This window comes from Mycobacterium sp. (genome assembly GCF_039583805.1).
Lineage (GTDB): Bacteria > Actinomycetota > Actinomycetes > Mycobacteriales > Mycobacteriaceae > Mycobacterium.
The window spans coordinates 28,006-37,499 of the sequence record NZ_JAVKSH010000018.1; the positions used below are offsets into that span (position 1 = coordinate 28,006).

General features: G+C 67.9%; 12 protein-coding genes. 8 read left to right on the forward strand and 4 right to left on the reverse strand.

The window, feature by feature from the left end; genetic code table 11:
• Window positions 1-94: 94 nt before the first annotated feature.
• The 5 genes from ABDW21_RS03980 to ABDW21_RS04000 all read left to right on the forward strand — a co-directional run bounded on the left by ABDW21_RS03980 (window position 95) and on the right by ABDW21_RS04000 (window position 1,928).
• The gene (locus tag ABDW21_RS03980; RefSeq protein ID WP_343599768.1) at window positions 95-469 is read left to right on the forward strand and encodes a VOC family protein; all 375 of its coding nucleotides are present in this window, start codon (window positions 95-97) and stop codon (window positions 467-469) included.
• Window positions 470-522: 53 nt separating this feature from the next.
• Window positions 523-777 carry an antitoxin gene (locus ABDW21_RS03985; protein ID WP_343599747.1) on the forward strand — a complete coding sequence of 85 codons (255 nt, stop codon included), beginning with the start codon at window positions 523-525 and terminating at the stop codon, window positions 775-777.
• Window positions 774-1,214, forward strand: a complete 441-nt coding sequence (locus ABDW21_RS03990) for a type II toxin-antitoxin system VapC family toxin (RefSeq protein ID WP_343599748.1) — start codon at window positions 774-776, stop codon at window positions 1,212-1,214. Before ABDW21_RS03985 ends, ABDW21_RS03990 begins: the two co-directional genes overlap by 4 nt.
• 103 nt (window positions 1,215-1,317) lie before the next feature.
• A complete protein-coding gene (locus tag ABDW21_RS03995) occupies window positions 1,318-1,548 on the forward strand; it encodes a type II toxin-antitoxin system prevent-host-death family antitoxin (RefSeq protein WP_343599749.1) in 231 nt (76 codons plus the stop codon).
• 8 nt (window positions 1,549-1,556) lie between these two features.
• Window positions 1,557-1,928: a type II toxin-antitoxin system VapC family toxin gene (locus ABDW21_RS04000; protein WP_343599750.1), complete on the forward strand. Its 372-nt coding sequence runs from the start codon at window positions 1,557-1,559 to the stop codon at window positions 1,926-1,928.
• Between the two features lie 421 nt (window positions 1,929-2,349).
• Here ABDW21_RS04000 and ABDW21_RS04005 read toward each other — a convergent pair whose 3' ends face one another.
• The 3 genes from ABDW21_RS04005 to hisN form a co-directional block, all read right to left on the reverse strand.
• On the reverse strand, window positions 2,350-3,558 hold the full coding sequence (locus tag ABDW21_RS04005; protein WP_343710080.1) for an acyl-CoA dehydrogenase family protein: 1,209 nt from the start codon (window positions 3,556-3,558) through the stop codon (window positions 2,350-2,352).
• A gap of 42 nt (window positions 3,559-3,600) precedes the next feature.
• Window positions 3,601-5,010 (reverse strand): acyl-CoA dehydrogenase family protein, encoded by a 1,410-nt coding sequence (locus ABDW21_RS04010; RefSeq protein WP_343710081.1) that lies wholly within the window; start codon window positions 5,008-5,010, stop codon window positions 3,601-3,603.
• Between the two features lie 81 nt (window positions 5,011-5,091).
• Complete coding sequence (gene hisN / locus ABDW21_RS04015) at window positions 5,092-5,901, reverse strand: histidinol-phosphatase (RefSeq protein WP_343599755.1); 810 nt, start codon at window positions 5,899-5,901, stop codon at window positions 5,092-5,094.
• A 70-nt stretch (window positions 5,902-5,971) separates the two neighbouring features.
• Here hisN and ABDW21_RS04020 point away from each other — a divergent pair, with 70 nt between their 5' ends.
• Window positions 5,972-6,301, forward strand: coding sequence for a hypothetical protein (locus ABDW21_RS04020; protein WP_343599770.1), 330 nt, complete (start codon window positions 5,972-5,974; stop codon window positions 6,299-6,301).
• 75 nt (window positions 6,302-6,376) lie between these two features.
• On the opposite strand, the gene ABDW21_RS04025 is transcribed toward ABDW21_RS04020, so the two are convergent.
• Window positions 6,377-7,744 (reverse strand): FAD-dependent oxidoreductase, encoded by a 1,368-nt coding sequence (locus ABDW21_RS04025; protein WP_343710082.1) that lies wholly within the window; start codon window positions 7,742-7,744, stop codon window positions 6,377-6,379.
• A 42-nt stretch (window positions 7,745-7,786) separates the two neighbouring features.
• Between ABDW21_RS04025 and prfB the strand changes: the two genes are divergently transcribed.
• Together prfB and ABDW21_RS04035 are read left to right on the forward strand one after the other, a co-directional pair.
• Window positions 7,787-8,902, forward strand: a complete 1,116-nt coding sequence (gene prfB / locus ABDW21_RS04030) for a peptide chain release factor 2 (protein WP_343599758.1) — start codon at window positions 7,787-7,789, stop codon at window positions 8,900-8,902.
• Window positions 8,903-8,924: 22 nt separating this feature from the next.
• A partial coding sequence (locus ABDW21_RS04035) for a mechanosensitive ion channel domain-containing protein (RefSeq protein ID WP_343710084.1) occupies window positions 8,925-9,494 on the forward strand: 570 nt, incomplete at its 3' end.

The following is a 9,494-nucleotide window of genomic DNA, read 5'->3' on the forward strand; positions in this document are numbered from 1 at the left end:
GTCGAAACCGACCCTGTCGAAACCGACCCTGTCGAAACCGACCCTGTCGAAACCGACCCTGTCGAAACCGACCCTGTCGAAACCGACCCTGTGGTTGACGTTGCAGGCCGATAACGCGCCGAATTTGATCGACTACTACGTGGAAACCTTCGGCCTCGTCCTCGCAACGCGATATGGCGACGGCGGGAACGTCGACCACGCGCAACTGCACTGGCCCGAGGGCAGCGGCGGGATCATGCTCGGCAGCCAAAAACCCGGCGCCGAGTGGTGCCGCGAACCCGGCACTGCCGGCGGCTACGTCGTCACCGCCTACCCGGATGCACTCTTCGAGCGTGTCCTTGCACACCGGGCCGACGTCATTCGTCCCCTCGCCAAAACCGACTACGGAGCCCGTGAATTCGTCATCCGCGATCCGGAGGGCAACCTGTGGTCCTTCGGCGACTATCGCGGTGAGCCGACGCCGGCCTGACATGCGCGGTGATGACAGCATAGCATCATCAATCTTGATGCTATGCTGTCGTAATGCGTACCACGGTGACACTTGACGACGACACGGTGGCGTTCGTGCACCGCCTGATGAAGGAACGTGGTGTGTCCTTCAAGAAAGCCCTCAACGACGCCATCCGCGAAGGCGCACAACGACGCACGAAGTCGGCGTCGTTCACGACGCGCGCCGCCGCCCTCGGTGTGCCGACGGTGAACCTGGACCGGGCACTGCAGGTTGCCGCAGAACTCGAAGATGAGGAATTGATCCGCCGCCAACGTCGTGGCGCATGAAGATCGTCGACGCCAACGTGCTGCTCTATGCGGTCAACACGGCCGCTGAGCATCACGCGGCCAGCCGGCGCTGGCTTGACGGTGCGCTGTCGGGTGGCGACATCGTCGGTTTGTCGTGGGTTGCCCTGCTGGCCTTCATCCGCCTGAGCACGAAGCACGGCTTGTTTCCGTCACCGCTTCGCCCGGCCGAGGCGATGGCACAGGTCACCGACTGGTGTAATGCCCCCGGCGCCGTGGTGGTCAGTCCGACGCCGCGGCATGCCGATGCGCTGTCGGGTCTGCTGGCCACGGTGGGCACCGGAGGAAATCTGGTCAACGATGCACACCTCGCGGCGCTGGCAGTCGAGCACCGGGCCGGCATCGTGACCTATGACCACGACTTCGGGCGCTTCGACGGCATTCGCTGGGCAACCCCTGACTCGATGATGACCTCGTGACCAGCACAGACCGACTTGTTCGCGGTCGGCGTTCACCTCGATGTGCGCTCCGGCCCAGAGGCCAAACCTAGTCAGACTAGACTAAGTCTAGTATGCTGACTGTATGCCGATCGTCAACATCCACGATGCGAAGACCCATCTGTCGCACCTGCTTGCCCGCGTCGAGAACGGCGAGACAATCACGATCGCGCGCGCCGGCAAACCCGTCGCCGACCTCGTCCCGCATGTACGCTCCGATATCGTCTTCGGCGCCCTAGCCAGCCGCCTCGAATACGATGCGGATCATTTCGACGACACCGACCGCGATCTCAATACTTTGTTCGGCCTCGAATGAGCGGCCTCTTGCTCGACACCCACGTCGTACTCTGGCTGCTCGACGACAGTCCGCGACTTGGCATTCGGGCGCGGGATCGGATCACCGTTAGCGCCGCTGTGTACGTCTCTGCCGCGAGCACCTGGGAGCTCGCGATCAAGGCAGCTGTCGGCAAGCTCACGCTGCCCGACGACCTCGACGACGCGATCGACCGATCCGCCCTGCGCGACTTGCCCCTCACACGTCGGCACGCTCTCGCGTCTGACCTCTTGGCATTGCCGCACAAGGATCCCTTCGACGCAGTTCTGGTAGCCCAGGCGAGGGTGGAAGGGCTCACGCTGCTCACGGCCGACGCGAAGCTGCTGGAGGCGCTGCCCAACGCCGTCGACGCTAGGCTCTGACCACAGGTCCTACGGCTATCCGGTGACTGGCCCCGGTCAAACCGGGTAACAGGTGCCCCAGAGACCACATCTGCCAGACCAGCACCGCCAACCTGTCATGACGTCCAACTGAAAAGCGATGGCGCACGTGATATCACCTGGCCCGTAATCGAAGTCGAACAGGTTGCCTGGCCATCGCTATGCGAGTTTCTCGAACCACCCCTTCGACGCCGAGACGCGCATCAGCAGTGCCGGCGAGGGTTGTTCACCGTGGTCCGGGCGGCCATTGGTCGCGGTAGGCAGCGGTAGGTCGAGTGGTTCCTGCGCCGCGTGATATCGCATGCGCCATCAAGTTGGAGAAGGCACTAATCCCTGACGCAGCGACTCAAGAGGCTGCCGAGTCTCCTGAGGTCTAGACCGTACGGCTGGCCGCCGCCCTCGGTTACTTCAGCTCGGCCGACGACAGGCCCAGCAACCGGCGGGCCACCACCAGCAGCTGAATCTGCTGGGTGCCCTCGAAGATGTCCATGATCTTGGAGTCGCGCGCCCACTTCTCCAGCAGCATCTGCTCGGAATAGCCTGTGGTGCCGGCTAATTCGACGGCCTTGCAGGTGATGTCGCTGGCCACCCGGCCGGCCTTGGCCTTGCCCATCGACGCTTCTTTGGAGTTGGGCACGTTGTTGTCGGCCTGCCACGCCGAGCGCAGCGCCAGCAGGTAGCTGGCCTCCCAGTCGGCCTCCATTCGTAGGAATTCCGCTGCGGCGGCGCTGTGGGCGTGTGACGGCTTGTCGTAGCAGATCTCCACTCCGGCGTCGGTGAGGATCGTGCGGAGTTCTTCCAGCGCGGCCCGGGCCACCCCGATGGCCATGGCGGCGATGACCGGCCGGGTGCTGTCGAAGGTTTCCATCACCCCGGCGAACCCTTTACCGCTCTCGATCGCCGGGGTGCCCAGCAGGTTGTCTTGTGGGACGCGCACGTTGTCGAACCGGATGGTGGCGGTGTCGGACCCCTTGATGCCCAGCTTGTTCTCCAGGCGTTCCACGGTGACACCGTGATGGTCGCGGGGAACCACGAACGACTTGATCGCCGGGCGGCCCTTCGACTTGTCCAGGGTCGCCCACACCACGATGTGGGTGGCCCGCGACCCGGCGGTGACGTAGATCTTCTCGCCGTTGATGACGTACTCGTCACCGTCGAGGACGGCGGTGGTGGACACCGCCGCGGAATCCGACCCGAAGCCAGGCTCGGTGATCGCCATCGCCGCCCACACCTTGCCCAGACGGGTGAGCTGCTCGTCGGTCGCGACGGCGGCGATCGCCGCGTTGCCCAGACCCTGATAGGGGATCGAGAGCATCATCGCGGGGTCTCCCCAACTGGCCTCCAGCGCCTGCAGCATCGCCGCCATGTTGGCGCCGTTGCGGTTCTCGTCGCGGGCCGAGGCCTCCCGGAAGGCCTCGGTTCCGGCGAGCCCCACCGTGTTGGATGCGGCCGCACCTTCGAACAGGCTGGCCAGCGTGTCCAGCTCGACCGGGTAGGCGTGCTCGTGCAGGTCGTATTTGCGGGCGATCGGCCGCATCATCGCCGCGGCACCCTGGTGCGCCCTGTCGACGACCGCCGACAGTTTGCGAGGAAGTTCCAGATTGATTGCCATGACCGGCCTTTCGGTTGTCGAGTCGGGTCGGTTGTCGAGCCGTCAGATGACCAGAACGCCCTCGGCGACGCCGATGGCACGCAGATCGCGGTACCAGCGTTCGACGGGGTGCTCTTTGGTGTAGCCGTGGCCGCCGAGCAGTTGCACGCCGTCCAGGCCGATCTGCATACCCTTGTCCGCGCCGAGCCGCTTCGCCAGGGCAGCTTCGCGGGCGAACGGCAGGCCACGTTCGGCGCGGGCCGCCCCGCGCCAGGTGATCAGCCGCAGACCGTCCAGCTCGATGGCGATGTTGGCGCACATGAACGCGACGGCCTGCCGGTGGGCGATGGGCTCACCGAAGGCGTGGCGTTCCTTGACGTAGGGGACGACGTAGTCGAGCACCGCGTGGCAGGTGCCGACCGCCAGCGCAGCCCAGCCCAGCCGGGACAGCGCGATCGCTTCGGAATAGATCTCGGCCGACCGTGCGGCGGTCGCATCGTCTTCGCCGAGGCGGGCGGTCAGCGGCACCGACACCTTGTCCAATTCGACCCGGCCCAGACCCGCGGCGCGGATGCCCATGCTCGGATCGGCCCGAACGGTCACCCCCGGCCCGGATGACTCGACGATGAACAGCGCCGGTGTGCCGTTGTGTTGTGCGGCGACGATGAACAGCTCGGCGTCGGCGGCCGCCGGCAGCAACGACTTGACCCCGTCCAGCCGGTAGCCGCTCGGGGTGCGCACCGCGGTGGTCGTGAGCCTGGTCGGGTCGAACAGCGGCTGCGGCTCGGCGATGGCCACGCAGGCCTGCGGGACGTTCTCGCCCGCGAACTCCGGCAGGTAGGTGGCCTGCTGGTCGGCGTTGCCCCAGTGGGTGAGCGCCGACGCCACGCCGCCCGGCGCCAGGATCGGCAGGGCCAGCCCCATGTCACCGTAGGCCAGCGCCTCGGCCACCAGCACGGTGGTCACACTGGACCGGTTCGCAGCGATGCCCTCGAACTCTTCGGGGACGCTGACCGCGGTGACGCCGAGCGCGGCCGCCTTGGCGATCAGTTCCGGGGGGAACCCGGCTGCGGCATCGGCGTCGTGCGCCGCCGGGCGCATGACTTCCGCGGCGAACTCCTCGACCGTGTCGACGATGAGCTGCTGATCCTCGTCGGGGGTCAGGTCGAAGCGGTCCGTGCCCTCGGCGCCGTTGGTGCCCAGCCGGGTCGGTCCGCCGCGCAGGCCCTCCACGCGCTTGAACTGACGGCCGGCGGCGCCGGCGGCGGAGAAACCGGTCTTGACCCCGTAGCGCAAGGTCCGGTTGAGCGGACCGCGCACACGGTAGCGGTCCAGGAACGTCTGGCCGACGATCGGGGTGAGCAGCGCCATTCCGACTTCGATGACTGTTCGTCGGGGCGCGTGCTCGCCGACCGCGGCCGTCCGGCCGGATCGTCGGGGACGGCCACCTGTGGTGGCGGCGGTGTTGGTCATGTGGGCGGCCCTTCGGTCTGCACGGTGGTTGGGCTCAGGACGGTAAATAGACCTTACTCTAGAGTAAGATTTGTGTCGCTGTCACTGCTTTGACGGGTCGGTTTCGGGCGATCGTCCGCGCAGCCGGTTCAGCACCTGCTCGTGCAGCAGCCCGTTCGTGGCCACCGCGCTGCCGCCGTGCGGGCCGGGTGCGCCCTGCAGATTGGTGAACGCGCCGCCTGCCTCGCGCACCAGAATGTCCAGCGGCGCCAAGTCCCACAGGGATACCTCCGGCTCGGCGGCGACGTCGACGGCGCCCTCGGCCACCAGGCAGTAGGACCAGAAGTCGCCATAGCCCCGCACCCGCCACACGGCGTCGGCAAGATCTGAAAAGCTCTCCCGCAGACCGAGCCGCGCCCACCCGGACAAGCTGGAGAACGACACGCTGGCCGAGCTCAGCTCCGCCACCGACGACACCGACAGCCGACGGGCCGCAGACGAGGCGGCCGCCGCGAAAGCGCCCGCGCCCGCAGCCGCCCACCAGCGGCGCCGCAGCGCGGGGGCGGACACCACCCCGACACACGGCTCGCCGTCGTGCAGCAACGCGATCAGGCTGGCCCACACCGGAACCCCGCGCACGAAGTTCTTGGTGCCGTCGATCGGGTCGACGACCCACTGCCGTCCGGTGAAAGCCGTTGCCCCGCCGAACTCCTCGCCGAGCACGCGGTCACCGGGCCGGGTCCGCTCCAGCACCGCGCGGATGTCGGCCTCCACGGCCCGGTCGGCGTCGGTCACCGGCGTCAGATCCGGTTTGGTGTCGACCTGCAGATCCAACGCACCGAACCGGGCGAGGGTCAGCGCGTCGGCGCGGTCGGCCAGCGCCAGCGCCACCGCCAGATCGTCGGGGGTCATGGGCTCCTCGATCCCGGCTGCGCCGGCGTTGTCGTCGGCGCGGTCATGGTTGCAGTCCTACCATGGCCGGGTGTGGGAGATCCTGGCGCTGCTGCTGCTGATCGTGACACTCACGGTGTTTCTGGCTCCCCGTTTCCTCGGCTCGGGCGCCGCCTCGGACTCGGTGAACGGCACACTGCTGGTCACCGGAGTCAGCCCGCGACCCGACGCCACCGGTGAGCAGTTCGTCACGATCGCCGGCGTCATCAACGGGCCGACCGTCGACGAGCACACCGTCTACGGGCGCATGGCCGTCGACGTCGACGACTGGCCGGCGACGGGCCAACTGCTGCCGGTGGTGTACTCGCGGCGGAATCCGGACAAGTGGAGGATGTCACCGCCCGATCCGCGCGCCGGTTGACGGCGGTGGGGTGACCGGCTGGTGCGGCGTCGCGCTCGACTCGACGTCGGTGGTCGCCACCAGCGCGATCAGGTGTCAGCCATGGCCGATCCGCAGCATCTCGTCCACGCTCGCCAGCTTGACGCGGGGACGCCCCCGCGCCTGGCCGGCGGCGCGTTCGTGGTCGTCGATCAGGTGCCAATGCTCATCGGTGACAAGGTGGGGCTGGCGCGAGGCCAGCCACCGGGCGAGCTCGGTGGCGCGGTCCCCGGAGGAATCCGCCGCATCGGCAAGTCCGCGCGCCGACAGGTCGGCGATCAGCGTGTCGACGGTTTCCTGGGAGTCTTTCTTGTTGGTGCCGATCACCCCGGTGGGCCCGCGTTTGATCCAGCCGACGACGTACTCGTTGCGGCGGCCCGCCACCCGTCCGCCGTCGTTGGGGATCGTGCCGCGGGCCTCGTCGAACGGCAGCCCCGGGGTGGGGACGCCGCGGTAGCCGACCGAGCGCACCACCAACCGCGCGGGCAGCTCCTCGCGGTCGCCGGTGTCGCGGGCGGCCATCCGCCCGCTGTCGTCGCGGACCAGCTCGTTGCGCCCGAGCACGATGCTTTCCACCTTCCCGTCGCCCTTGATCTCGATCGGGGAGGTCAAGAACCGGAACACGATGCGCCGGTGTCCCGGGCGCGGCGCTGTGCCGGCGTAGCCGCGCAGCACCGCGATGTTCTGCTTGCACGTCCTGCCGACGGCGGCGGCGTCGTCGTCGCTGATCCCGTCCAGCTGCGCCGGGTCCACCACCACGTCGACACCGTCGAGGTCGGCCAGCTCCCGCAGCTCCAGCGTGGTGAAAGCGGTCTGCAGCGGACCGCGGCGGCCGAGCACCACGACCTCCTCCACGCCGCACGGCCGCAGCGACGCCAGCGCGTGGTCGGCGATGTCGGTCTGCGCCAGCGCGTCCGGATCGGTCACCAGGATGCGGGCGACGTCGAGTGCCACGTTGCCGTTGCCGATGACAACCGCGCGACCGCCGGACAGGTTCGGCGTCACCTGTGCGAAGTGCGGGTGGGCGTTGTACCAGCCCACGAAGTCGACCGCGGCGATGCTACCCGGCAGGTCCTCGCCGGGGATGCCCAGCGCGCGGTCCGACTGCGCGCCGACGGCATAGATCACCGCGTCGTAATGTGCCGCCAGCTCTGCTGCTTCTATGTGCTCGTCCACCACCACGTTGCCGAAGAACCGGAAACGCGGATCGGCCGCGATCTTGGCGAACTGCTCGCTGACCGACTTGATCTTGGGGTGGTCCGGGGCCACCCCGGAGCGCACCAGCCCCCACGGGGTCGGCAGCATCTCGAGCATGTCGACCGCGACGTCGATGCCCTCCGTCGAGTCGGCCGTCTTGAGCAGGGCGGCGGCCGCGAAGAACCCCGAGGGGCCGGAGCCGACGATCGCAACGTGGTAAGGGCGCATGCCACCCGATGGTAAACGCCCGGGCCGGTAACGTGATCAGCTGTGGAACCCGACCGGCAGGCCGACATCGCCGCCCTCGACTCCACCCTGACCACGGTGGAGCGGGTGCTCGACGTCGAGGGCCTGCGCGGTCGCATCGAGAAGCTCGAGCACGAGGCGTCCGACCCGAACCTGTGGGACGACCAGGCTCGCGCCCAGCAGGTGACCAGCGAGCTCTCGCACGCCCAGGGCGAGCTGCGCCGGGTCGAGGAGCTGCGCCGCCGCCTGGAGGACCTGCCGGTGCTCTACGAGCTGGCCGCCGAAGAAGAAGGTGCAGCCGGCGCCGACGCTCTCGCCGAGGCCGACGCCGAGCTGACCGCGCTGCGCGCCGACGTCGAGGCCATCGAGGTTCGCACGCTGCTGTCCGGCGAGTACGACGAGCGCGATGCGTTGGTCACCATCCGCTCCGGGGCGGGCGGGGTGGACGCCGCCGACTGGGCCGAGATGCTGATGCGGATGTACATCCGCTGGGCCGAGCAGCACCGCTACCTCGTCGAGGTGTTCGACACGTCCTACGCCGAGGAGGCCGGCATCAAGAGTGCGACGTTCTCGGTGCACGCGCCGTTCGCGTACGGCACGCTGTCGGTGGAGCAGGGCACCCACCGGCTGGTGCGCATCAGCCCGTTCGACAACCAGAGCCGGCGTCAGACGTCGTTCGCCGAAGTCGAGGTGCTTCCGGTGGTGGAGACCACCGACCACATCGACATCCCCGAAGGTGATGTGCGCGTGGACGTCTACCGCTCCAGCGGGCCCGGCGGGCAGTCGGTGAACACCACCGACTCGGCGGTGCGGCTCACCCACATTCCCACCGGCATCGTCGTCACCTGCCAAAACGAGAAGTCGCAGCTGCAGAACAAGGTCGCGGCGATGCGCGTGCTGCAGGCAAAGTTGTTGGAGCGCAAGCGCTTGGAGGAACGCGCCGAGCTGGACGCGCTCAAGGGCGACGGCGGCAGCTCCTGGGGCAACCAGATGCGGTCCTACGTGCTGCACCCGTATCAGATGGTCAAGGATCTGCGCACGGAGTACGAGGTCGGCAATCCGGCGTCGGTGCTCGACGGCGACATCGACGGATTCCTGGAAGCCGGGATCCGGTGGCGTAACCGGCGAGATGACGACTGACACTTTTTTCGCCGTAACGTCGATGAACTGGCGCTGGAACTACATCTGGCACAGCGACATCCGTAACTGGGTGCTCACCAGCGGCCTGCGCATCGTCTTGCTGCTGATCGGCGCGGTGCTCGCCGGGCGGTTGGTGAACTGGGCGGCCCAGAAGGTGACGCAGCGTCTTGACGTCGGGTTCGCCGCGAGCGACGCGCTGGTGCGTTCGGAGGCCACCAAGCACCGGCAGGCGGTGGCGGCCGTGATCTCGTGGGTGTCGGTCGTCCTGATCGGTGTGGTGGTGGTCGTGCAGATCGTCGACATTCTCGGACTGTCGGTGCGTTCGCTGGTGGCCCCGGCGACGGTGCTGGGCGCCGCGCTGGGCTTCGGCGCCCAGCAACTGGTCAAGGATCTGCTCGCAGGGTTCTTCATCATCGTCGAAAAGCAGTACGGTTTCGGCGATCTCGTCCAGCTGACCATCATGGGGTCGACGACCGACGCCACCGGCACCGTCGAGAACGTCACACTGCGGGTGACGAGGCTGCGGTCCGCCGACGGGGAGGTCTTCACCGTGCCCAACGGGCAGATCGTCAAATCGATCAACCTGTCTAAG